The following is a 22,481-nucleotide window of genomic DNA, read 5'->3' as shown; positions in this document are numbered from 1 at the left end:
GTTGCCTTGCCAGAAACACAATTACCGAGTACAAGCCTGCCATCGATCTTGCTAGATGAACTTTGTTGCGGCCGCTCGTGCCGTTGCTCGCGAACTTCCTCCAAAATCGGTTTCCATCGCATATCGGCCCAGGTTGGTATGCACTATCTATGTACGATTTATAAAGGATATCGTCATGAGCACAGGTACAGTTAAGTGGTTCAACGCAACCAAGGGCTTCGGCTTCATTCAGCCTGACGACGGCGCTGCGGACGTTTTCGTTCACATCTCTGCTGTTGAGCGTGCTGGCATGCGCGACCTCAAGGACGGCCAGAAGCTGTCTTACGAGCTCGTTGCTGACAAGCGTTCGGGCAAGATGTCTGCTGACCGCCTCCAGGCCGTCTAAGACTTCAAGAATATCATCTCCGAACCGCGATCACGGATTTATCTGCGCGGTTCGTCGAGATGGAAGGGAAGGTCGGGTTTGCCCGGCCTTTTTTCGTTTTGGGGTGTCCGGTTTTGGCGGCGCGCGAGGTAAGCTATCACGCCGCCATCCGCTCAACCCTGGCGCGTTCTGCACGGAGCCCGAAAAACCCCGCGGCCGTCACCAGAATGATCGCCGTCGCATAGATGTCCGTGGTGATCTGGTATCCGAGCGACTTGGCCAGGAAGCCGGCAAGAATGGCCGGCAGGCTGAAGGCCAGATAGCTCTGGATGTAAAAGGCCGACAGCAGTTCGGCCCGCTCGTCAGGCTTCGCCAGCGGCATGATCGTGCCGATCGCGCCGAGGAAATTGGTACCGAACCCGGCGCCCGTCAAAACCGTTCCCACGAGCAGCAATGGCACGCTGGCCAGATGCACACCTGAGACCACCGTCAGCACGCCGAGCGTCGTCGTCAGCGTTCCGAAACCGAGATTGGCGTCGGCCGATTTGCTGCGTCTGAGATAGACGGCCACGGCCCCCGAGACCATCAGCGCCGTGACGACCGAACCACCGGTCAGCGGTGCATGATTGCCGGTCGTGCTGACGACCAGCGATGGCACCAGCGACAGATAAAAGCCGCCAAGCGTCCAGTTGGCGATATTGATCGGGGTCACCAGCGCCAGCGGACGGCGAACCTGCGGCGGGATGGCAATCCGCGGCTTCAGCGAGCCCCAGACGCCCGGCCGCTTTGCACCGGTCTCCTGTGTCGCCCAGATCACAGCAGCCTGGATGACGAAGGCAACCAGCAGGATCGCATAGATCAGATGCAGCGGAAACGGCCCGTACTGGATCAGCGCGCTGGTGCCGGACGCGCCGATCGCCATTCCCAGAAGCGGCGCGATCGAATTGACCAGCTGCCCCCTCGCGCGATCGACGTCTACAAGTGCCGCGCCGATCGACGCCCCGGCAATGCCGGTCGCCAGCCCCTGCACGACCCGCGCTGCAATCAGCCAGCCGGGACCGCTTGCAACGACGAACAGCGCCATGGCGATGATCTCCAGCACCAGCGCCGCAAAGATCACCGGCTTGCGGCCGAGATGGTCTGAGATCGAGCCGGCGATCAGCAGCGCAAACAGCAGCGCGAAGGCGTAGACGGCGAAGATCACCGTGATCAGCACCGGGGAGACGGCAAAGTTCTCCTGATAGATCCGGTAGAGCGGTGTCGGGGCGGCCGACGCGCCGAAGAAGGTGGCGAGCGTCACCGCGTGAAAGCGGATCGGATTGGGCCTCGTCTCTATGGATTTGCTGTCGCCGGACATATATAAGCACCTTAAAGCTAAGTCGTTGCGTTAGCCTGATGTAAGGCGAGGATCGACTAAAAGCAAATTATTTGCGTTAATGAGTCGGTCAAGTTTTTTGAACCATGGCGCAGCGGAAGGATGAAGGTCGGCTTTGGCAATGGCAGCAAAAGAAAATCTCCGCCCGGGCGGTCGCAGTGCCCGGGTTCAGGCATCCGTCCACAAGGCAGTCCACGCGCTGCTCCAGACCATGGAGCGCGCCGACGTCACCATCCCGCTGATCGCCACCGAGGCAGGCGTCACGCCATCCACCATCTATCGCCGCTGGGGCGACCTCCAGGAACTCTTGGCCGACGTCGCCGTCGAGCGCCTGCGCCCCGATATGGTGCCGGTCGATACCGGCAGCGCCAGGGGCGATCTTGAGGCCTGGGCAGAACAATATGCCGAGGAGATGTCGTCAGGCATCGGTCGGGACATGATGCGCGACGTGCTGGCCGCACAGGACAGCACCAATGCCTGCAAATGCTGCGCTTTCACCCGCGAGCAGATGGAACTGATCGGTGAACGCGCGCGGGCCCGCGGCGAACATTTCCCCTCCATCGATGCCGTCATGGACCGCGTCGTCGCACCGATCATCTATCGCATTCTGTTCGGAGATACGCCGTCCGCACAGCGCGTCCGCGATCTCGTCGCCGATGTGATGGGAGCCGGGCCGGAAGCTACTCAGCCGCGGCAGCCCGCTTCTGCGCGGAAATCTGGGTGATATAGGCGCGCAGCGCGGCCGGCCGCACCGGCTTGTGCTGGATGCCGATCCCGTGCCGCTCGGCTTCCGATCGCACCTCCAGCGTTCGGTCGGCAGTGATCATCAGCCCCGGAATATAGGTCGCGAACTGCTCTCGCACCGCAAGGATCGCCGCAACGCCGGTGCCGTCGCCAAGGTGATAGTCGGCAATGATCAGATCCGGCGCCCCCTGCCTGACATCGAGCCCTGCGACCGCGGCCAGCGAATCCGCCGATTGCACCGCGCAGCCCCAGCCGCTGATCAAAAGCTGCATTCCTTCCAGAATATGCGGCTCGTTGTCGATGCAGAGGATCTTCAGGCCTTTCAGGTTCTGCGCCGCACGCTCTGCCGGCATGACAGGTGTCGGCACCGCCGCCGGCCGCGACATGTCGCGCGGCATGACGATGCGGAAATCCGTGCCCTTGCCATGGGTCGAATGCAGCTCGACCGGGTGGCTGAGAACGCGGGCAATGCGGTCGACGATCGACAGCCCGAGCCCCAGCCCGGACGCCGTCTTGGCGCCCTCGTCGAGCCGCGCGAACTCCTTGAACACTGTGCGGAACTTCGACGGCGGAATGCCGATCCCCGAATCCATCACCTGGATAATCACCAGATCGCCACGTCGCCGCGCGCCCACCAGCACCTTGCCCGTGATCGTGTATTTGATCGCATTCGACACCAGGTTCTGCACCAGACGCCGGAGCAGGTTGGGGTCCGAGCGCACACGTAGCGACGTCGGCATCACCACCAGCTTCAGCTTCTTCTCGCGGGCGATCGGCGCAAAATCGGTCTGGATCCGCTCTAGCAGATCGGCCAGCGGCACGGTCGCGAGGCGAGGGCGCATCGCCCCGGTATCGAGCCTTGAGATATCCAGCACGGCACCCAGAATGCTCTCCACCGATTCCAGCGCAGAATCGATGTTGCGGACGATGGCGCTGCTTTCCGATTGCCCCATCCGCTCGACCAGCGCCGAGGAATAGAGCCGTGCCGCATTCAGCGGCTGCAGGATGTCGTGGCCGGCGGCGGCAAAGAACCGGGTCTTGCCGAGGTTGGCCTCATCGGCCGAGGCGCGCGCTTCGCCGAGTTCGTGGTTGACGCGGGTGAGTTCCACGGTGCGCTCCGCCACCCGCTGCTCCAGCGTCTCGTTCGCCTGCTTCAGCGCCCGGTCGGCCGCGACGCGCTGGGTGATGTCCGTGAATGTGGCGACGATCCCCTTGTCGGGCATGGCGTTGGAGCGCACCTCGATGATCCGCTCGCCGCGGCCGAGCACCAGCGCAAACGGCTTGTCGAGCGTCAGGAAATGCCGCACCGTCTGGCTGACGTCTGCGACCGGGATATCGCCACGCTGGCTGAGAATGGCGACGATATCGGCCAGCGGAAACCCGACCTGTCCTGATGTCTCCGGCAGGTCGAGCAACTGCCGGAAGCGCCGGTTCCAGATCGTCAGGTGGTTGGAACTGTCGAACACGGCGATGCCCTGGTCCATCTGCGAAAGCGCGGTCTGCAGCATGTCCTGGTTATACTGCAGCGCCTCGCTCGCCTGGTCGAGCAGCCAGGCGGTATCGGCAGAGGCATCCTCCACCTTCTGCAGGATCAGCGACAGCACCAGCCGCGCCGAGGAAGAGCCGATGGCGCTGCCGAGCAGTTGCTCGGTGAAATGAATGAGCGCCATGTCGGCCGGCTGGTCGTCCTCCAGCTTTCGGCCTGAATTCTGCTGGTAGGTCTGGAAAGAGCGCTCCATCCGCTCCTCGCCGAGGTAGCGCGAGATCGTCGCCTTCAGGTCGCCGACGCTGATCCTTGTCTTCCAGCCGCGGGTGGCAAACTGCGAGCGCGACTGCCGCTTGACGAAGATGCCGGCCTGGATGCGCTCCAGCGGCCGGGCGTTGCGGGTCATCGAGCCGATCACGAAGAAGCCGGTGTTCACAAGCAGGCTCATCACAGTCGCATTGACCAGCGGATCGGCGTCCGGTGCGGTAAACAGCGTGGTGCCGGGGAAGAGGAAGCCGAGCACGGCGCTGGCAACGGCGGAATAGTCCGGCCCGCCGAGCGATGGCAGGAACAGCAGGTAGATCCAGATCACGAAGCCCGAGGTCAGCCCGAGAATCGCGCCGCGCGCATTTGCCCGCCGCCAGATCAGCCCGCCGAACAGCGATGGCGCCATCTGCGCGATGGCCGCAAACGACAGCAGGCCGATCGAGGCAAGCCCTGTCGTGCTGTCGGTCGAGCGGTAATAGGCATAGCCGAGCAGCAGCACCGCGAAGATCGCGCTGCGGCGGATGTTCAGCAGCGTCTTGGCGAAATCGTCGCGCTGGCCGGCACGTCCGGCAAGCTTGCGGTGCAGGAAGATCGGCATGATGATGTCGTTCGAGACCATGATCGATAGCGCCACAGAGGCAACGATCACCATCGCCGTCGCCGCCGAAAAACCGCCGATGAAGGTGATCAGCGACATGAGAGGCAGCTGCCCGGCGATCGGTAGCGACAGCATGTAGAGATCGGCATTGCCGTTGCCGCCGAAGGTCAGCAGCCCGCCGATTGCCGCCGGCAGCACGAAGATGTTGATGGCGATGAGATAAAGTGGAAACAGCAGCCCGGCGAGCCTGAGCTCCTTCGGCGTCCGGTTCTCGACCACGGTCACATGGAATTGCCGCGGCAGCATGATGATCGCAAACGCCGAGAGCAGCGTCAGCGTCAGCCAGCGGCTGATCGGTGTCTGGTAGTTGAGCGCCGAGAGCACCAGCTGGTTTTCCGACGCCTTCTGCCAGAGATCGGCCGGCCCGTCGAACAGGAACCAGATCACGCAGACGCCGGCCGTCAGGAAGGCGAACAGCTTGACCACCGATTCCATCGCCACCGCCAGGATCAACCCGTCCTGATGCTCTGTCGCATCGGTATGCCGCGTGCCGAACATGATGGCGAAGCAGGCGAGCACCAGCGTCACCAGAAGCGGCAGGTCGAGGAAATAGAGATTGCCGCTGCCGATGCCGTAATCCGACGGGTTGAGCATGGCGGTGACGGTGCTCGACACCGATTTCAGCTGCAGCGCGATATAGGGAATGGCGCCCACCAGCGAGATCGTCGCCACGATCGTCGCCACCGCCGAGTTCTTGCCGTAGCGGGCCGAGATGAAGTCGGCGACCGAGGTCAGCTTCTCGGTCTTGGCCAGATCGATGATCCGCCGCAGCACCGGCATGCCGAGCGTGAAGACGAGGATCGGGCCGATATAGATGCCGGTGAATTCGAGCCCGCGCTGCGAGGCAAGCCCGACGCCGCCGAAATAGGTCCAGGACGTGCAGTAGATCGCAAGGCTGAGCGCGTAGACCACGGGCCGCCCGTTGTCAGGCGTGCCGAAGCGTCTGCGCTGGCGGTCGCCATAACTGGCAACGGCAAACAGCAGCAGCAGGTAGCCGAACGCGGATGCGAGTATGACCCAGCCTGGCAGCATTGACCCTCCGCCGACGCCACACGCGCCGTCCTCCCGGAGATCGAAGCCTACGGCAATTCAGCGACTTTGAAAATCGGTGGGCTATAGGTCTTAAGTCAAAGAGCAGCGGGGCAGATGAATAATTCGTAATTTGTAATTGAATAATCACAACGAACATGTAGCTAATGAAAACAATAGCCTGCCAGTAAACTGCATCAGAGGGAGACAGATCGGATGCTCAACGAGTTCAAAGCCTTTATTGCCCGCGGCAATGTCATGGACCTTGCTGTCGGTGTCATCATCGGTGGTGCCTTCGGCGGTATCGTCAAGTCGCTGGTCGATGATGTCATCATGCCGATCGTCGGTGCGATCTTTGGCGGCTTCGACTTTTCGAACTACTTCATCGGCCTGTCTTCCAACGTCAATGCACCCACCCTTGCCGCCGCTCGCCAGCAGGGCGCGGTTCTGGCCTACGGTAGCTTCATCACCGTTCTGATCAACTTCCTCATTCTCGCCTGGATCATCTTCCTGATGGTCAAGGGCCTCAACACCATGCAGAAGCAGATGGACAAGCAGAAGAAAGCCGCCCCGGCAGAAGTCCAGCCAACGCCGGCGGACGTTGTCCTTCTCACCGAAATTCGAGACCTGCTGGCTAAGCGCCCGGCCGTCTGATCGCATGGATGGGCCCTGCCTGATCACATCGGGCCCATCCATCACGGAAATCGATCGCGCATCACCGATTGTCATGGGATTTGGCCTCGCATTTGTTTTATGAAGGCGAAAACCGGAGTGATGCATGTCGATCGTCAATAGCCTCAGCCCGCGCGCCATCTCGGCGCCAGAAAGCGGGATCGTCGAAGTCCTGAATTATGCCCGTGGCCGCGAAGGCCTGCTGCCCCTCTGGGTCGGCGAAGGCGATCTTCCCAGTCCCGATTTTGTGAACGATGCCGCGATGGCGGCGCTGGCGGCCGGCGAAACCTTCTACACCTATCAGCGTGGCATTCCCGAACTGCGCCAGGCACTCTCCGATTATTACGCCCGTCATTTCGGTATCACGCTGCCGGCCGAGCATTTCTTCGTTACCGGCTCCGGCATGCAGGCGATCCAGATCGCCGTGCAGGCAATGACCTCCCCCGGCGACGAACTGGTCTACCTGACGCCGGCATGGCCGAACATCGCCGCGGCGCTGGAGATCGCAGGGGCCCGTTCCGTCGGTGTGCAACTCGCCTTCGACGACGGCAAATGGGCGATCGACCTGGATCGCATAGCGGCTGCGATTACGCCGAAAACCCGTGCGCTGTTCATCAACACCCCCTCCAACCCGACCGGCTGGACCGCAACCAGGCAAGATCTGGCAGCCATCCTCGCTCTGGCGCGCAAGCATGGTCTCTGGATCATGGCCGACGAGATCTACGCCCGCTATTACTTCCCGGGCGGCCGCGCACCATCCTTCCTGGATGTGATGGAAGCCGACGACAAGATCATGTTCGTCAACTCTTTCTCGAAGAACTGGTCGATGACCGGCTGGCGCGTCGGCTGGATCGTGGCGCCGCCGGAGACCGGTCAGGTGCTCGAAAACCTCATTCAGTATTCGACCTCGGGCGTCGCCCAGTTCATGCAGAAGGGTGCGGTTGCCGCGCTGAATGATGGCGACGCTTTCGTCCAGGCCAATATCGACAAGGCCAAGCTGTCGCGCGATATCCTCTGCGACGCACTGATCGCCACCAACCGCGTCGAGACGCTGAAGCCCGATGGTGCGCTCTATGCGTTCCTGAAGATCGATGGCGTCAAGGACAGCCGCAAGGCGGCGATCGATATCGTCGACAAGACCGGTGTCGGCCTGGCGCCGGGAACAGCCTTCGGGCCCGGTGGCGAACTCTTCCTGCGGGCCTGCTTCCTGCGCGACCCCGGCCAGATCCAGACGGCAGCCGACCGGCTCTGCGATTACATCCTCAAGCTCTGAAGAACAGCAAGGCCCGGTTCGCTGCCGGGCTTTTCCTGTCAAAACGGCACATTGCTAAAATTCTAGCGAAACTCGAAATCCACCTCTAACCACGCCGCCAAACTTACCCGCTTCGAGCCGCCGGAACGGGCTTTTGCTAGGAGATTCGGAAAGGAAAACGGCCTCAGATGCCCCCGTGTGATAAAGCGGGAGTGCAGGACATGGCAATTTTGGTCACGGGCGGTGCCGGTTACATCGGCAGCCATATGGTCTGGACGCTGCTCGACGCAGGCGAACAGGTCGTGGTCCTTGATCGCCTCTCCACCGGCTTTCGCTGGGCCGTTGCCCCCGAGGCGCGCTTCTATCTCGGCGACGTCGCCGATGCCGACGTGCTGAAGACGATCTTCATCGAAAACGACATCGAGGCGATCATCCATTTTGCCGGCTCAGCCGTGGTTCCGGTCTCGGTCGCCGATCCGCTCTCCTACTACGACAACAATTCCGGCAAGACCCGCGCGTTGATGAGCGCTGCGATCGACGCCGGCGTTCGCCATTTCGTCTTCTCCTCCACCGCCGCCGTCTATGGCCCGCAGAAGACCACCGACCCGGTCAAGGAGGATGCGTCGCTCAATCCCGAAAACCCTTACGGCCAGTCGAAGCTGATGACCGAGTTCATGCTGCGCGACGCGGCTGCCGCCTATGACTTCAACTATGTGGCGCTGCGCTATTTCAACGTCGCCGGGGCCGACCCGAAGGGCCGCGCCGGGCAATCGACGGCAGGCGCCACCCACCTGATCAAGGTCGCCTGCGAGGCAGCCCTTGGCCGCCGCGACAGCGTCAGCGTCTATGGCATCGACTACCCCACCCATGACGGCACCGGTGTCCGCGACTACATCCATGTCAGCGACCTCGCCGAAGCCCACCTGAAGGCTCTGCAGCACCTGCGCCGGGGGCGTGGCTCGCTGGTTGCCAATTGCGGCTATGGCGCCGGCTATTCCGTGCTCGACGTCCTGAACATGGTCACCCGCCTGCATGGGCATTCCTTCAAGATCCACATGGCCCCGCGCCGCCCCGGCGATTCCGCCAGCGTCGTTGCCGATAGCACGCTTGCCCACCGCGTGCTCGAATGGACCCCGCAATACGATTCGCTGGAAACCATCGTCCGCAGCGCGCTCGATTGGGAGCTGTTCCTGATGGACCGCAACGTCGATGATCTGCAGGGCATCCACCGCGTGCTTGCCGCCGCCGCCTTCTGAGCAGTCAGCCCCTTCGGTCGCCATCGTCGGCCAAAACTGTTGCAGGCGTGCTACCCGATCGAACGCGTGCTCGCTTCCTCGTATCGCAGCCATCGACTATCCGGCCGAACGCGATAGGTTTGTGTGCAAGCGGCATGATCCGCTACCGACGCGACCATCGTATAGAAAGCGCCAGAAGCCGCAGCAATCGCGGCGCGGTCGAGAGGGAGGCCCGGATGCACGACAAAGTCGACCATCACGATGTTCTACGCGAGCGCCTCGGTTCCGCCGGTATCATTCGCCTGAACCGGCCGCGGGCGCTGAACAGCCTGACGCTCGACATGGTCCGCGCGATTGCATCGGCGCTCGATGACTTTGCAGCCGATGCCGATGTGGCAACCGTGATCATCATGGGCGAGGGCGAGCGTGGCTTCTGCGCCGGCGGCGACATCCGCGCGCTGCATGAAAGCGGCCGGGCCGGCACCCCCTTGGCCGAGACCTTCTGGCGCGAGGAGTTCCGCCTCAACCACCGCATCGCCACCTATCCGAAGCCCTACGTCGCGCTGATGGACGGCATCACCATGGGGGGCGGCGTCGGCCTCTCCTCGCACGGCCGCCACCGCGTCGTCACCGAACGCACCCGCTTTGCTATGCCCGAAACCGGCATCGGCTATTTCCCCGATGTCGGCGCCACCTGGCTTTTGCCGCACGCCTCGGGCGAGGTCGGCATCTGGATGGGGCTGACCGGTCTTGAGGTCGGTGCCGCCGATGTCATCTATGCCGGGCTTGCCGATGTCCGGATCGCCGCATTCCAGCTGCCGGAGTTGCTCGATACGCTGGCCGGCCTGTCGCGCGGAGCAAGCTCCCGTGATGTCGATGTTGTCTTGAAAAACCTCTCCAACGATCCCGGCAAGGGGCCGCTTCGGCTGAACAGCAGCCTGATCGAGCGCACCTTCCGCTTTGGCAGCGTCGGCGAAATCGTCAAGGCGCTGAAGGCGGAAGAGGGCGACTTTGCCGCCGAGACGCTGCGGGCGCTGCAAACCCGCTCGCCGACCAGCCTGACGCTGGCGCTGCGCCTGCTGCATCAGGGCAAGCAGAGCCGCAATCTTGCTGAATGTCTGCGCCGCGAACTCGGTGCTTGCCTCGCCATCCTGAAGAGCCCGGATTTCTACGAAGGCATCCGTGCTGCCGTCATCGACAAGGATCGCAATCCGAAATGGATGCCCGCAACGCTCGATGCGCTCGACCCCGCGGCGATCGATATCTTCATGAAGCCGGCCGAGCCGCCTTTGGCTTTATAGGATAGCGATCGGCTTACATCGGAAAATCGGGAATGATCTCGCGCCGGGTGAGCTTCAGCGTCCGGTCCGGCTGCAGAATGTAGGTCTCCAGAACCTTGCTGCCGGTCGAATCGTAGAACGAATTGTGGATGACACTGCCCGGCGGCGATTTGGTCAGCTTGGTCCGCGGTTGCCCGCCATAGGTGATGCTGCCGGGAATAGGCTGCACCTCGGCGGTGTCGCTGGTTGTACAGCCGACCAGAAGGAACGTGGCCATGACGGCCGGTAACAAGGGTTTCATCGCGATCATCCACAGTCTTTGAGCTGTTGATATGGCCTTCTTCACATGAGGCGCCAAGAGGCACCGTGCCGTTCTTCTCGAAAATACTCGAACTATAGCAAGCGCAGTGCAACGAAATGCGGCGCTGCAGCGTTAGGCAGTAGAGAAATTCGCTTGGAGGCGATCATGGTGCTGCAATTCCAGACTTATACGGGTCACGAGGAACACTGCGAGCGCGGCCACAGCCAGTCTTCGACGCGGGCCGCGGTGGAAAGCGCGCTCCGCGCCGATGCAGAACTCGATTGCTCTGAAATCACCGTCACCATTCTCGGCCCATACGCTGTTCTGGAAGGCTTTGTCCGCACCACCGGTGATTTCGTCCGCGCCACCCTGATTGCCGAGGACGTGGTCGGGAAAGGCAATGTGCAGAGCAGGATGCTTCGCCGATGACGTCGGTGGGCCGGATGAACTCCTCGTCGCGTTTCAGGCAGATACTGCCGGTGAAAAGTAGAGTCATATAAAATATGCGGAATTTACAATATTCAGGTGGAACTAAACTGACAGCCATTCCGTTACTGCAGTAATCAAACACGGGAGAATGGCATGAAGCGCTTTCTTCGACTTGGAATGCCTGCTTTTGCACTCGCCATCGGCGCATTTGCACTGCCGGCTGCCGCCTCCCTGGAGGTCAACAGTGATTATTCCGCGCTGGAGCGGGATGATGTGGTGCTGGCGCAATATGATGGCGGTGTCGCCTGCGTTCCGCCGAGCGCGCATTATGTGCCATCCTTCATCCGCGCCAATGACGGCATCATCATCGGTGTCGGCTACGTGGAAGTCGAAAGCGCTGCCTCAGGCTGCTAAATCAGGTAACACGCAATTAACCAGCCGGTCGGGCGCGCCTCAAAGCGCGCCTTTTCGACTGGGCGCGACACCGCTGTATGCCGCACGGCATCTTCCGTAACCGATTGTTTTGGGAAAGAATAACGAGGCCCGTCTGTGCTTTTGGCACAGAGGGTAACGAGCCTCTGACCATCATCATGATGGCTGCCAATGTTCTAGTGAGCCCCAAGCGTTGGTGACAACGGCTTTCTCCGGGCGCTCACGACAAGCTCCCGCAAAGGTTAAGCAAAAATCAACTCTGCTTTATTTCGAACCACTTGTGGAGTGTTTTGGCCCGCACATCGGCTCGATCGGCCGGATCAGTGGACGTGTAGCCTCGCCTCTTCGGCGGCAGCCACGAACTCGGCGCGCGCTTCCTCGACACTCTTGCGACCATCGAGCGCTGCCCGGCATGTGCTGCGTGCTTTGAGATAGCGAAGGCCGCGAACGCTGGGCCAAAGTTCCGTCAGGCATTTCAAGGCATCGAAGGGGCCGGAGATCGTCCGCGCGCCTGTGGTCTCGAAGCCGACGTGAATAGGATCATTCCATTTTTCGCTTGCCATGTGCGCACTCCTCCGTTGCTCACGCCAAAACTCTGTAGCGCTCTGCTCGCTCCTCCCGCAAAGCAGTGTGCAGGAGCATTTTAGCGATAAATCACAAACCCGCAAATGGGAAAACGTACCGCAATTCGAAAAGGCATTGTGTTCGAAGGACGAACCAAACTCCTGTTCTCCCCCATGCGCCCGACCTTACGGCCGAGCGCTGGGGACGAACCGCCGCAAGCCGGTGCTTAGCTGCAAACGCGGGTGGTCTTGGTCACCACGCGGCCATGGTTGTAGTGCTTCACCGTCTTCATCCGGCAATGCTGGCGCACCGGATGGCGGCGGTTGGAATGGCCGTAATAGGGGCGGTGGTTGTCGCGTTGGTGATAACCGGGCTGGCCGATCCGCACTGTCACGCTATCGGCAAACGATGGCATTGCCGTTGCGCTGAGCGAGGCGATGGCCACGATGGCCGCGGTAATAAACTTTCTCATGCTGGTCTCCATTCATGTAGCGGTGTCTAAACGTTCGTATCGAGCATTTGTTCAATACAAATAATAAGCACCGCATGAATGTCAGCTGAGAGGCCTGTTCATGTGAGGGTCATGGTTTGGGGGAGTGGAGCTGTGGCGGAGAGGGGCTGCGCCGGTCTTTACGACGGCACGATCGTATAGACGAACAACGCCTTGTAGACGGCCAGCGCCCCGAACACAGCGGTGATCGCGGCCAGCACCATGGCAACAATGATGATTGCCTTCACCGTGCGGCTGTTGGTCTCTGGCTGCTGGGTGGGGGTGTTCATGGATGTCTCCTCGAGCTGACCTTGCTTCACCAAGCGCAAGGCGGGTTCTCACAGTCTTCCCCCAAAATCTCATCTGAAGAAAACTGGTGCTGCCGAGTGGGATTGAACCACCGACCTCACCCTTACCAAGGGTGTGCTCTACCACTGAGCTACGGCAGCGAGGGCCAGACGCTGCAACCAATCGGCTGCGTTGCGTGAACGAGCGGGCTATTGCCACAGCTTCGGGGCCAGCGCAAGCCGCAATTTCGATCTTCGGTGAGATTAACGTGCCCACTTTTGGTCTGGCGCGAATTCAGGTAAGCCATCAAACATGACCGAAGACACTGAAAACGCCCAGAAGGGCCGCAAAGCCGCGATCGAGCAGCAGGCAAAACTGCGCCGCGATCGGGCCGCCGAAAAATTGCGGGAAAACTTGTCCCGCCGCAAGCAGCAGACCCGCGCCCGTCGATCCGGGCAGGCCGATGAGACAAATGGGCTGCCTGCCGCAAAAATGGACGAATCGTAATGTTCCGTCCGCTTCGAATTGAAGCTTCCGCGGATTTCGTCTAAAGACCCGCATCCTTTTAAAAGACAGCCTTTCAGAAAGGCGGGCATCGCCCGTAAGCGCCCATGGATCGTATTAGAATTGTCGGCGGTAATGAGCTTCACGGCATCATTCCGATTTCCGGTGCCAAGAATGCCGCCCTGCCGCTGATGATCGCCTCGCTTTTGACCAGCGATACGCTGACGCTCGAAAACGTGCCGCACCTGGCCGATGTCGAGCAGCTGCTGCGCATCCTCGGCAATCACGGCGTCGATGTGTCGGTCAACGGCCGTCGCGAGCGTCAGGAAGACAGCTACTCCCGCACCATTCACTTCACCTGCCGCACCATCGTCGATACCACCGCTCCCTACGAGCTGGTCTCGAAGATGCGCGCCTCCTTCTGGGTCATCGGCCCGTTGCTCGCCCGCGAAGGCCACTGCCGCGTCTCGCTGCCCGGCGGCTGCGCCATCGGCACGCGCCCGGTCGATCTGTTCCTCGATGGCCTGACGGCGTTGGGCGCCAATCTCGAGATCGACAGCGGCTATATCAACGCCACCGCGCCCAAGGGTGGCCTGATCGGTGCCAAGTACACCTTCCCGAAGGTCTCCGTCGGTGCTACCCACGTGATGATGATGGCGGCAACGCTTGCCCGCGGCACCACCGTGATCGGCAATGCCGCCCGCGAGCCTGAAGTCGTCGATCTCGCCAACTGCCTGATCGCCATGGGCGCCAAGATCACAGGTGCCGGCACCTCGACCATCACCATCGAAGGCGTCACTACGCTGTCGGGCGCCCGCCACCGTGTCCTGCCGGATCGCATCGAGACCGGCACCTACGCCATGGCCGTTGCCATGGCCGGCGGCGACGTCGTGCTCGAAAACACCGATGTGACGCTGCTCGACACCGCACTCGAGACCCTGCGCCGCGCCGGTGCCGAGATCTCCGCCACCAACAACGGCATGCGTGTTCGCCGCAACGGCGCCGGCATTCGCCCGGTCGATATCGTCACCGACCCCTTCCCGGGCTTCCCGACCGACCTGCAGGCGCAGTTCATGGCGCTGATGACCCGCTCGACCGGCGTTTCCCACGTCACAGAGACCATCTTCGAAAACCGCTTCATGCACGTCCAGGAACTGGCCCGTCTCGGTGCCAAGATCTCGCTGTCGGGCCAGACGGCGAAGATCGAAGGCGTGCCGCGCCTGAAGGGTGCGCCCGTCATGGCAACCGATCTGCGCGCCTCCGTGTCGCTGGTCATTGCCGGTCTGGCCGCCGAAGGCGAGACCATGGTGTCGCGCGTCTATCACCTCGATCGCGGCTTCGAGCGCCTCGAGGAGAAGCTCACCCGCTGCGGCGCCATCGTCGAACGCGTCAGCGAGTAAGCCGCTCCGCGTCGGCGAATTGACCGGGGGCGATCATTCGCCCTTGGTCCCGGTTGCGCAATGCGCTGCCGCGCCTTATGTCCCTTGTCTCACGGCATCGCCATTCCGGTGATGCCAATCGCCATTCCGGCGATGCCATTGGTAACGGGGTACCGCCTGAATGACCGACCTGAAGCTTGTTGCGCTCGATAGCGAAGATCTTGCCGTCGTCTCCGCGCATACGCAGGACAGCGTCTTCAAGGTCGCCGATCTCGCATGGTCGCCGCGCGACGCGCAGTTTTCGATCGCCGCCAACCGTTTCGTCTGGGAAGAAGCCGGCGCCAAGCGCAAGGGCTTCGAACGCCGTCGCGCCGCCCTGGTGTTCAAGCGGGTGCTCGCCGTCCGCTCCGTCGGCATCAACCAGAAGAAGCGCGACGAGGTCCTGTCGCTGCTCGCCATCCGCTTCGAGCAGAAGGGCGAGGGCCCCGAGGGCTCGATCGAGATCGATCTGGCCGGTGGCGCGACCATTGCGCTCGATGTCGAGTGCATCGAGGTTCAGCTCGCAGACATCGGCGGCGCATGGGAAACCACCTCCAAGCCGCGCCACCCCGGCGCCTGACATCTGCATTATGATCGATATACGGAAGAGGAATTGAGGCGTGGCAATCTGGCTGGATCAGGCATCGGGTGATTTCGAGCAGCGTTTCGCGGCGTTTCTGACGACCAAGCGCGAAATGTCCGAGGACGTCAACATCACCGTTCGCGCCATCATCGATGATGTGCGCGCCCGTGGCGACGTGGCGCTGGCCGAATATTCGAAGAAGTTCGAAGGCATCGATTTCGCGCAGACGCCGATGCGCGTCACCGAAGCCGAGATCGACGCTGCCGTCGAGGCAGTCCCCGCCGAAGTGCTGGGTGCGTTGAAAGTCGCCGCCGTCCGCATCGAATCCCACCACGCCCGCCAGCTGCCGAAGGACGATATCTACGAGGACGCCATGGGCGTGCACCTCGGCTCGCGCTGGACGGCGATCGAAGCGGTTGGCTTGTATGTGCCCGGCGGCACTGCCAGCTATCCGAGCTCGGTGCTGATGAACGCCATCCCCGCCAAGGTTGCCGGCGTCGATCGCATCGTCATCGTCGTGCCGGCCACAGGTGGCCAGGTCAATCCGGCCGTGCTCGCTGCTGCCAAGCTCGCCGGTGTCACCGAGATCTACCGCATCGGCGGTGCCCAGGCGATCGCAGCGCTCGCCTACGGCACCGGAAGCATCGCGGCCGTCGACAAGATCACCGGCCCCGGCAATGCCTATGTCGCCGCTGCCAAGCGCCACGTGTTCGGCACTGTCGGCATCGACATGATCGCCGGCCCGTCGGAAGTGCTTGTGATTGCCGACAAGGACAACAATCCGGACTGGATCGCCGCCGATCTCTTGGCCCAGGCCGAGCACGATGTCAGCGCCCAGTCGATCCTGATCACCGACGATGCCGATTTCGGCAAGGCGGTCGAAGCCGCCGTCGAGCGCCAGCTGAAGACGTTGAACCGCGCAGACACGGCTTCCGCCAGCTGGCGTGATTTTGGCGCCGTTATCCTCGTCAAATCAGTCACGGATGCCATTCCGCTGGCAAACCGCATTGCCGCTGAACATCTGGAACTCGCCGTTGCCGATCCCGATGCACTGGTCGACAAGATCCGCAATGCCGGCGCCATCTTCATCGGCGCACATACGCCCGAAGTGATCGGCGATTATGTCGGCGGCTCCAACCACGTGCTGCCGACGGCGCGCTCGGCGCGCTTCTCGTCCGGCCTCTCGGTTCTCGATTTCGTCAAGCGCACCTCGATCCTCAGACTTGGCCCGGAACAGCTCCGCACGCTTGGTCCGGCGGCGATTGCGCTGGCCGTCTCGGAAGGTCTCGACGCCCATGCGCGGTCGGTTGCGATCCGCCTGAACATGGAAAGGTAAGCGATGGCCGCGGGCGACTTCCGGCTTTGCGACGTCGTCCTTGACGACACCATCGGCCGATCGACGCCCGATGTCGAGCACGAGCGTGCCGTCGCCATCTTCGACCTGATCGAGGAAAACAGCTTTACGCCGATGGGCCACAACGGTGGCCCGTACCGGCTGAACATCTCGCTGGTCGATGCCAAGCTGGTCTTTGCCATCACCACCGACGCCGGCGATGCCGTCGCCACCCACATCCTGTCGCTCACCCCGTTCCGCCGCATCGTGAAGGACTACTTCATGATCTGCGAAAGCTACTACGAAGCCATCCGCTCGGCGTCACCCAGCCGCATCGAGGCCATCGACATGGGTCGCCGCGGCATCCACAACGAGGGCTCGCAGACCTTGATGAACCGCCTGAACGGCAAGATCGAGGTCGATTTCGACACTGCACGCCGGCTGTTCACGCTGGTCTGCGTGCTCTACTGGCGCGGATGATGGCGATGGAGCAGCTGGGCACCATCAGCGGGAGGGCAGGGCCGGGCGCCATCCTCTTCATGTGCGGGCTGAATGTCATCCGTTCGCCGATGGCAGAAGTCATTGCCCGTAGCCTTCTGCCCGCAAATACCTATATACGCTCGGCAGGTGTGCGCGCCGGCGAGCGCGATCCCTTCGTCGACGTGGTGCTCGACGAGATCGATCTGTCGCTCGGACGTCATCTTCCGCACACGCTGGAAGAACTGGAAGACGACTATTTCGATCTGATCATCACGCTGTCGCCGCAGGCCCATCATGCAGCACTCGAACTCACCCGCTCGAGCGCCGTCGATGTCGTATACTGGCCGACGATGGATCCGACGGTGACGCAAGGCACGCGGGAACAGATTCTGGAGAGCTACCGCGAGGTCCGAAACCATCTCGGTGAGCTTATCGAGAGCCGGCTTCTCAACCGAAATGGTATCGCCGCGCAATCGGCATGAAACAAATAAAGGAAACCCGATCAATTTGGTTCACAAACCTCCCTTGATTGTGTAGTTTCCGCCCAAATTTTGAGGCGGCCCAAGCCGTCATCTCAACCGACAGGAAGAAAACCCTTATATGCCTAAAGAAGAAGTCCTCGAGTTTCCGGGTATCGTCACCGAACTTCTGCCGAATGCGACGTTCCGCGTGAAGCTCGAAAACGAGCACGAAATCATCGCCCACACCGCCGGCCGCATGCGCAAGAACCGTATCCGCGTTCTCGCCGGCGACAAGGTTCTTGTGGAAATGACGCCATACGACCTGACCAAGGGCCGTATCACCTACCGCTTCAAGTAAGCTTGGCCCGAAAGCCATAAGGCTTTCGCTCCCGTCCCGGTAGTCGAGGTTCCATGGCGCTCAAATACAAGCTCATTCTGGCTTCAGGTTCCCCCCGCCGTGTTGATTTGCTCAACCAGGCAGGGATCGAACCCTCGCGCCTGATGCCGATGGATATCGACGAGACGCCGAAGAAGTCGGAGCACCCGCGCTCGCTGGCGCGTCGGCTCTCGACCGAAAAGGCCGAAGCGGCACTGGCGGCCATCAAGGGCGACATGACCTGGAAGGGCAGCTATATCCTCGCTGCCGACACCGTGGTTGCCGTCGGCCGCCGCATTCTCGGCAAGGCCGAGTTCGCAGACGAGGCCTCGGCCTCGCTCTACCTGCTCTCCGGCCGCAGCCACTGGGTCTATACCGGCGTCTGCCTGGTCACGCCTGATCGCAAGATTCGCCAGAAGATTGTCGAAACCAAAGTGCGCTTCAAGCGTTTGTCCGGTTTCGAAGTCGAAAACTACCTGGCCTCCGGCCAGTGGCGCGGCAAGGCTGGCGCCTACGGCATCCAGGGGCTGGCCGGCACCTTCGTCCAGAAGATGATCGGCTCCTACACCAATGTCGTCGGCCTGCCGCTTTACGAAACCATTCTGCTTCTGACCGGCGAGGGCTTCGACGTCCACAGCCGCTGGCCCGAGGCCTGAAGCCTAAGGGCATCAATCCCGAAGGACGGACCATGTCTGACGAAAACAAACCCAGCGCCAAGATCGAACCGCTGCGCAAGGCACGCCCTTGCCCCGAATGCAGCCGGCCCTCGCACCGCGAGCACTATCCGTTCTGCTCCAACCGCTGCCGCGAACTCGACCTTTCCCGATGGCTGACCGGCTCCTACGCCATTCCCGTGGCCGACGACGAGACCAAGGCCGAATATCCCGACGAAGATTGACAGCATTTCCCCAAGGGGAAGCTGTTCATTTTGTTGATGAATTCGGAAAATTCACAGGCCTGTCAAAAAACTCTCATTTGACGCTTGCCATGGCCGAACAAGATGTTATAACCCGCTCGCTTCCGGGGAAAACCAAGCCCCTTCAAATCTCGCTCGCGAGAGATGGGTCGAAGCAGGTACGCCCAGATAGCTCAGTTGGTAGAGCAGCGGATTGAAAATCCGCGTGTCCGTGGTTCAAATCCGCGTCTGGGCACCACTCCAAGCTTTTGCTTTGCTTACTGTTTTTCATATTTTTATCGCTTCTTGTTTTTCCGGGTTTGACACTTTCAACCCCCCGATTTGACAACTTTTGTTTTTCGTTTGTTCAATTCCTCGTCAAAATCGGCGGCCGCAGACGTCGCGCGCAGCGTCATGTTGGCACGTCGCGAATAGTGCTTTGCCATGGCTTCCGTCGCATGGCCGAGTACCAGCGCGATCGTACCGTGATCCTTCCCCATCTCGGCGAGAATCGTTGCGACCGTATGTCGAAGGCCCTTAAGCGTGAGACCGGGCTGAATTGCTGCATCGGTTTCAAGCTTGCCTTTCAGCTTGCTCCAATTGGTGCTGAACCCGTTGTACGTCCACGGCAGCCCCGGGAGTTAGCGCAAAGCGTCAAGGCATCATGCTTCGGTGCGCGCGCTATTGCCTGAGCGACAGGCTCAAATAGAGGCAGGTAAATTGGCTGGCCAGTTTTGTTCCGGCGGGTGTCGAGTCCAGTCTGCGTGATTGCCGACCTCGGAAGGCTCAACGCGTCCTGCGGGTCCAAGGCGTAGAACATCATCAGCGCGATTGGCAGGGTCATATGAGGCGGAAGTGCTTCGAGTACAGTTTCGCGTTCAGCGTCCGTCCAAGGCCGATTGGCGTCGGGCAGCGCCTTGGGCCGGCGCGCCGGCTTCACCTTTGCTGCCGGATTGTCCTTGGTGTACCCGTACTCAATGCCCCAGTCGAAAATCACAGAAAGAACCGACCGTACGTAATTGGCGAAGCGGAACTTGCGTTTCTCCAGGGCCTTGTCACGGATCTTTGCGATCAGCGGTGGAGTGAAGCGGTCCAGGGATGTATCTTCGATCCCCTGAAGGTAGTCGAAGCATTTCTGATAGTCGGCGCGCGTACGGGGAGCAAGTTCGCTTCGAAATCTAACGCTTTCGCGGTATTTGGTAATAAGCATGCCCAACGTGCCGGGCTTGGACTGCTTTTCGTTCACCAGCTCGTTTATGCGGTGAACCTCCATGTCGAATTCCAGGGTATATGGCGCGAACCGTTGGCAATCGATTCTCAGGCGCGTCTTGCGATGGTAACAACGCCAGGCGCCGTCGTGGTCCCTGAAGATCTGCCAACCCTTGTATCTATTCGGGCGCGGAGGCCTGGGACTCGTCATCCAAGACGCTCCAGGATTTCCGCGTCGGTTCGCGCATCTCCTGCCTTGATCTGGTCGAGCCACCGATCGAGGTCGCGAATGTCATAACGTTCCTCGCTTTCGGGCATGGCGACAGGCCTGACGGAGCAAAGCCTGGGGAACCGCCTCAGAGGCAAGCCGACGTAGTCCGCAGCCTGCCTCGCCGACATCATTCGCGGTTGAACGACGCGGATATTCAACATTGCGTTCGCCATTACATTGCTCCCTCACTGGCCCGAACAATAGAAAGATTGTGCGTTGGTTCGTTTGGTGGAACGGCGATCGTGCTGGCCTGATTTCGAAACAGGCTGGACGTTGTCTGCGTTCTGGTCTGGTCACGCGACGAAAGGAGTTCTCGCGGTTGGCACTCTGGCCATCGTTTGTCACTGTTCCACATCATTCTGAGATCAACTTGCATCTACGCGGCCTTTTCCAAGTTTGACATTGCAGTTGGCGCAAACTCCCTTTGAACCGCAGCTCTCCGAATAAATTCAGTGCGTCTATAGAAGACCGTTTTTTTGGTTGAGTAAATCGTAGGATTGACGGTGGCACAAAAAGGGAACGACGGTCTTGGAGCCCTTTTAAGACGCCGTGAAGGCGTGCCGAGCAGCGGCTCGCGGAAAGCCAAAAACATAATAGGCGTCATGATTGACGCACGTTAACGCAAATGCATTGTGATGCAGCATAACGCATGTTAACGCCTTATGAGGCGTCATGCTGCGTTGTGAACGTTGATCATCAACTAACGGAAATCGAACATGCCTGTCATCACTGTCGCAAACCCGAAAGGCGGCGCGGGAAAATCGACGGCTACCCTTGTGCTTGCCACATCTCTGGCTCAGCAGGGAGCCAGTGTTGTTATCCTCGATTGCGACCCCAATCGGGCTATCGAGGGTTGGAGGGGAGGGAACTCCAGGAACCCTGTGATCGTGGACGGTGGCGTCACTGAGAGTACCATTACAGCCAAGATCGACGAGTATCGAAAGAAATTCCAGTTCGTGTTTGTCGATCTCGAAGGCACGGCTAGCCGCCTAATGTCGCGCGCCTTGGCCCGCGCGCAGTTGGTGGTTATTCCGATCCAGGCTAGCCCCACAGATGCAGAGCTCGCCGCACGGGCGATCCGCCTTGTCCAGGAGGAAGAGCAAGCGTTCGAGAAGACAATTCCCTATCGCATTCTGTTCACGCGTACGTCTCCGGCTATCGCGACAAAGTTGGAGAAGCATATCACGTCCCAATTGACCGCTAGCGAGGTGCCGATGTTTCGAAATCACCTCAACGAGCGATCGGCCTATAAGGCGCTGTTCTACTACCAGCTCGACCTTGACGAACTTGATCCGAAAGAAGTGAACGGGCTACCGGCGGCAAGAGACAATGCTTTTCGGCTTGCGGAGGAACTCATAAATCTTGTTATCGATGTGAAGGCAGCGGCATGAGTGGCAAAAACCTAGGTTTCGGTGACAAGCTCGCCAAGATCACCCCCGACAAGGACGAGCCAGCAACAATTCCCGATGCCAAGATTGACGAAATTGGGGAGCGCCACGGTTTCGTGGCTCGCGAGCCGATCCAGAAGCTGACACGACGGAAGCCATCCGAACCTTCGGCAAATCTAAACATTCGTCCGCCGATCACGACCTTCAACCGCTTCCTGCAGTTTTGCGAGAAGAACCGCATGTCATACCCGGAGGCATTGAAGGAGCTCATGGATAGGGCAAACGTGTAAGACTTTAGCTATCGAGACGATCGACCGCATTAACGTGCGTCAACGTTGACGCGCCAATGGCTCAAGGGCCTTTGCTCTAGCTTCCTGCGGAAGCTGCTATTCGTCCAGTCGTGTTCCAATGTGAAGGAGGTCGTCCAGAATTGTCCGCAATTAGGGCCACGGTCTACTTTTAAGTCTTGCAGAGATGGCTCGGTTTGTCTGAACAGTTTTGGGCGTTTGGCTAAGTGGATTTCCGCCTCGATTATGCCGCCACCATCATTGGTGCCAGCGCGTTGAAGTGGGCCTGATCCGGCGTCTTCCGGTCAAGGGATGAATGTGGGCGTCGGCTATTGTAAAAGGCCAGATAGCGGCCGATGCCAGCGCGAGCCTCGGACACCGTCCTGTAGGCATGGAGGTAGACTTCCTCG

General features: G+C 60.8%; 29 protein-coding genes and 2 tRNA genes. 20 read left to right on the top strand and 11 right to left on the bottom strand.

Annotated elements, in window-relative coordinates; translation table 11 throughout:
• Positions 1–175 precede the first annotated feature (175 nt).
• Positions 176–385 (top strand): cold-shock protein, encoded by a 210-nt coding sequence (locus GVL52_RS10710; protein ID WP_148185249.1) that lies wholly within the window; start codon positions 176–178, stop codon positions 383–385.
• A 136-nt stretch (positions 386–521) separates the two neighbouring features.
• On the opposite strand, the gene GVL52_RS10705 is transcribed toward GVL52_RS10710, so the two are convergent.
• Positions 522–1,721 (bottom strand): MFS transporter, encoded by a 1,200-nt coding sequence (locus GVL52_RS10705; protein WP_160006690.1) that lies wholly within the window; start codon positions 1,719–1,721, stop codon positions 522–524.
• 139 nt (positions 1,722–1,860) lie between these two features.
• Between GVL52_RS10705 and GVL52_RS10700 the strand changes: the two genes are divergently transcribed.
• The gene (locus tag GVL52_RS10700) at positions 1,861–2,463 is read left to right on the top strand and encodes a TetR/AcrR family transcriptional regulator (protein ID WP_160006687.1); all 603 of its coding nucleotides are present in this window, start codon (positions 1,861–1,863) and stop codon (positions 2,461–2,463) included.
• Here the strand turns inward: GVL52_RS10700 and GVL52_RS10695 are convergent.
• Complete coding sequence (locus tag GVL52_RS10695; protein ID WP_160006684.1) at positions 2,420–5,926, bottom strand: PAS domain-containing hybrid sensor histidine kinase/response regulator; 3,507 nt, start codon at positions 5,924–5,926, stop codon at positions 2,420–2,422. The two genes, GVL52_RS10700 and GVL52_RS10695, sit on opposite strands and share 44 nt — an antisense overlap.
• Positions 5,927–6,139: 213 nt before the next feature.
• Here GVL52_RS10695 and mscL point away from each other — a divergent pair, with 213 nt between their 5' ends.
• The 4 genes from mscL (at position 6,140) to GVL52_RS10675 (ending at position 10,383) form a co-directional block, all read left to right on the top strand.
• Positions 6,140–6,577 carry a large conductance mechanosensitive channel protein MscL gene (gene mscL / locus GVL52_RS10690; protein ID WP_160006681.1) on the top strand — a complete coding sequence of 146 codons (438 nt, stop codon included), beginning with the start codon at positions 6,140–6,142 and terminating at the stop codon, positions 6,575–6,577.
• 124 nt (positions 6,578–6,701) lie between these two features.
• The gene (locus GVL52_RS10685) at positions 6,702–7,868 is read left to right on the top strand and encodes a pyridoxal phosphate-dependent aminotransferase (protein WP_160006679.1); all 1,167 of its coding nucleotides are present in this window, start codon (positions 6,702–6,704) and stop codon (positions 7,866–7,868) included.
• A gap of 200 nt (positions 7,869–8,068) precedes the next feature.
• Positions 8,069–9,103 carry a UDP-glucose 4-epimerase GalE gene (gene galE / locus GVL52_RS10680; RefSeq protein WP_160006677.1) on the top strand — a complete coding sequence of 345 codons (1,035 nt, stop codon included), beginning with the start codon at positions 8,069–8,071 and terminating at the stop codon, positions 9,101–9,103.
• 215 nt (positions 9,104–9,318) lie between these two features.
• Positions 9,319–10,383: an enoyl-CoA hydratase/isomerase family protein gene (locus GVL52_RS10675; RefSeq protein ID WP_160006675.1), complete on the top strand. Its 1,065-nt coding sequence runs from the start codon at positions 9,319–9,321 to the stop codon at positions 10,381–10,383.
• A gap of 13 nt (positions 10,384–10,396) precedes the next feature.
• Here GVL52_RS10675 and GVL52_RS10670 read toward each other — a convergent pair whose 3' ends face one another.
• A complete protein-coding gene (locus GVL52_RS10670; RefSeq protein ID WP_160006673.1) occupies positions 10,397–10,663 on the bottom strand; it encodes a hypothetical protein in 267 nt (88 codons plus the stop codon).
• Positions 10,664–10,828: 165 nt separating this feature from the next.
• Here GVL52_RS10670 and GVL52_RS10665 point away from each other — a divergent pair, with 165 nt between their 5' ends.
• Together GVL52_RS10665 and GVL52_RS10660 are read left to right on the top strand one after the other, a co-directional pair.
• Positions 10,829–11,092, top strand: a complete 264-nt coding sequence (locus GVL52_RS10665; RefSeq protein WP_160006671.1) for a BON domain-containing protein — start codon at positions 10,829–10,831, stop codon at positions 11,090–11,092.
• Positions 11,093–11,245: 153 nt separating this feature from the next.
• A complete protein-coding gene (locus tag GVL52_RS10660) occupies positions 11,246–11,506 on the top strand; it encodes a hypothetical protein (RefSeq protein ID WP_160006669.1) in 261 nt (86 codons plus the stop codon).
• 338 nt (positions 11,507–11,844) lie between these two features.
• On the opposite strand, the gene GVL52_RS10655 is transcribed toward GVL52_RS10660, so the two are convergent.
• The 4 genes from GVL52_RS10655 to GVL52_RS10640 form a co-directional block, all read right to left on the bottom strand.
• Positions 11,845–12,087, bottom strand: a complete 243-nt coding sequence (locus tag GVL52_RS10655) for a DUF982 domain-containing protein (protein WP_160006667.1) — start codon at positions 12,085–12,087, stop codon at positions 11,845–11,847.
• Positions 12,088–12,314: 227 nt separating this feature from the next.
• Positions 12,315–12,560 carry a hypothetical protein gene (locus GVL52_RS10650; protein WP_160006665.1) on the bottom strand — a complete coding sequence of 82 codons (246 nt, stop codon included), beginning with the start codon at positions 12,558–12,560 and terminating at the stop codon, positions 12,315–12,317.
• Positions 12,561–12,718: 158 nt separating this feature from the next.
• Positions 12,719–12,868: a hypothetical protein gene (locus GVL52_RS10645; RefSeq protein WP_160006663.1), complete on the bottom strand. Its 150-nt coding sequence runs from the start codon at positions 12,866–12,868 to the stop codon at positions 12,719–12,721.
• 84 nt (positions 12,869–12,952) lie between these two features.
• Positions 12,953–13,027: transfer RNA gene (locus GVL52_RS10640), tRNA-Thr, on the bottom strand.
• A 151-nt stretch (positions 13,028–13,178) separates the two neighbouring features.
• Between GVL52_RS10640 and GVL52_RS10635 the strand changes: the two genes are divergently transcribed.
• The 10 genes from GVL52_RS10635 to GVL52_RS10590 all read left to right on the top strand — a co-directional run bounded on the left by GVL52_RS10635 (position 13,179) and on the right by GVL52_RS10590 (position 19,175).
• The gene (locus tag GVL52_RS10635) at positions 13,179–13,373 is read left to right on the top strand and encodes a hypothetical protein (RefSeq protein ID WP_112429162.1); all 195 of its coding nucleotides are present in this window, start codon (positions 13,179–13,181) and stop codon (positions 13,371–13,373) included.
• 104 nt (positions 13,374–13,477) lie between these two features.
• Positions 13,478–14,770 carry a UDP-N-acetylglucosamine 1-carboxyvinyltransferase gene (gene murA, locus GVL52_RS10630; protein ID WP_160006661.1) on the top strand — a complete coding sequence of 431 codons (1,293 nt, stop codon included), beginning with the start codon at positions 13,478–13,480 and terminating at the stop codon, positions 14,768–14,770.
• 160 nt (positions 14,771–14,930) lie between these two features.
• Complete coding sequence (locus tag GVL52_RS10625; RefSeq protein WP_160006659.1) at positions 14,931–15,368, top strand: DUF2948 family protein; 438 nt, start codon at positions 14,931–14,933, stop codon at positions 15,366–15,368.
• Between the two features lie 40 nt (positions 15,369–15,408).
• Positions 15,409–16,707 (top strand): histidinol dehydrogenase, encoded by a 1,299-nt coding sequence (hisD, locus tag GVL52_RS10620; RefSeq protein WP_160006657.1) that lies wholly within the window; start codon positions 15,409–15,411, stop codon positions 16,705–16,707.
• 3 nt (positions 16,708–16,710) lie between these two features.
• A complete protein-coding gene (locus GVL52_RS10615) occupies positions 16,711–17,184 on the top strand; it encodes a UPF0262 family protein (RefSeq protein ID WP_160006656.1) in 474 nt (157 codons plus the stop codon).
• A 5-nt stretch (positions 17,185–17,189) separates the two neighbouring features.
• Complete coding sequence (locus GVL52_RS10610; RefSeq protein WP_160006654.1) at positions 17,190–17,666, top strand: low molecular weight phosphatase family protein; 477 nt, start codon at positions 17,190–17,192, stop codon at positions 17,664–17,666.
• Positions 17,667–17,784: 118 nt separating this feature from the next.
• Complete coding sequence (infA, locus tag GVL52_RS10605) at positions 17,785–18,003, top strand: translation initiation factor IF-1 (RefSeq protein ID WP_003545338.1); 219 nt, start codon at positions 17,785–17,787, stop codon at positions 18,001–18,003.
• 53 nt (positions 18,004–18,056) lie between these two features.
• Entirely contained in the window at positions 18,057–18,677 is a 621-nt protein-coding gene (locus tag GVL52_RS10600; RefSeq protein ID WP_160006652.1) for a Maf-like protein, read from the top strand.
• Between the two features lie 32 nt (positions 18,678–18,709).
• Positions 18,710–18,919 carry a DNA gyrase inhibitor YacG gene (gene yacG / locus GVL52_RS10595; protein ID WP_160006650.1) on the top strand — a complete coding sequence of 70 codons (210 nt, stop codon included), beginning with the start codon at positions 18,710–18,712 and terminating at the stop codon, positions 18,917–18,919.
• A 180-nt stretch (positions 18,920–19,099) separates the two neighbouring features.
• Positions 19,100–19,175: transfer RNA gene (locus GVL52_RS10590), tRNA-Phe, on the top strand.
• A 70-nt stretch (positions 19,176–19,245) separates the two neighbouring features.
• Here the strand turns inward: GVL52_RS10590 and GVL52_RS30860 are convergent.
• From GVL52_RS30860 to GVL52_RS10580, 3 genes are all read right to left on the bottom strand, one after another.
• A complete protein-coding gene (locus GVL52_RS30860; RefSeq protein WP_244619158.1) occupies positions 19,246–19,506 on the bottom strand; it encodes a tyrosine-type recombinase/integrase in 261 nt (86 codons plus the stop codon).
• Positions 19,503–20,189, bottom strand: a complete 687-nt coding sequence (locus tag GVL52_RS30855; protein WP_244619150.1) for a hypothetical protein — start codon at positions 20,187–20,189, stop codon at positions 19,503–19,505. Before GVL52_RS30855 ends, GVL52_RS30860 begins: the two co-directional genes overlap by 4 nt.
• 143 nt (positions 20,190–20,332) lie before the next feature.
• On the bottom strand, positions 20,333–20,569 hold the full coding sequence (locus tag GVL52_RS10580) for a hypothetical protein (RefSeq protein WP_244619149.1): 237 nt from the start codon (positions 20,567–20,569) through the stop codon (positions 20,333–20,335).
• A gap of 543 nt (positions 20,570–21,112) precedes the next feature.
• Here GVL52_RS10580 and GVL52_RS10575 point away from each other — a divergent pair.
• Together GVL52_RS10575 and GVL52_RS10570 are read left to right on the top strand one after the other, a co-directional pair.
• A complete protein-coding gene (locus GVL52_RS10575; RefSeq protein WP_160006648.1) occupies positions 21,113–21,787 on the top strand; it encodes a ParA family protein in 675 nt (224 codons plus the stop codon).
• Positions 21,784–22,074 (top strand): hypothetical protein, encoded by a 291-nt coding sequence (locus GVL52_RS10570; RefSeq protein ID WP_160006646.1) that lies wholly within the window; start codon positions 21,784–21,786, stop codon positions 22,072–22,074. The genes GVL52_RS10575 and GVL52_RS10570 overlap by 4 nt, the downstream gene beginning before the upstream one ends.
• Before the next feature lie 241 nt (positions 22,075–22,315).
• On the opposite strand, the gene GVL52_RS10565 is transcribed toward GVL52_RS10570, so the two are convergent.
• Positions 22,316–22,481 (bottom strand): integrase core domain-containing protein (locus GVL52_RS10565; protein WP_160006644.1); only part of this gene is annotated, 166 nt, incomplete at its 5' end.

Origin of the sequence: Rhizobium sp. 18055, from assembly GCF_902706285.1 — a bacterium.
Taxonomy (GTDB): domain Bacteria; phylum Pseudomonadota; class Alphaproteobacteria; order Rhizobiales; family Rhizobiaceae; genus Rhizobium.
Note: the sequence above shows the minus strand (reverse complement) of the source record. Positions and strands in the feature narration are given on the sequence as shown.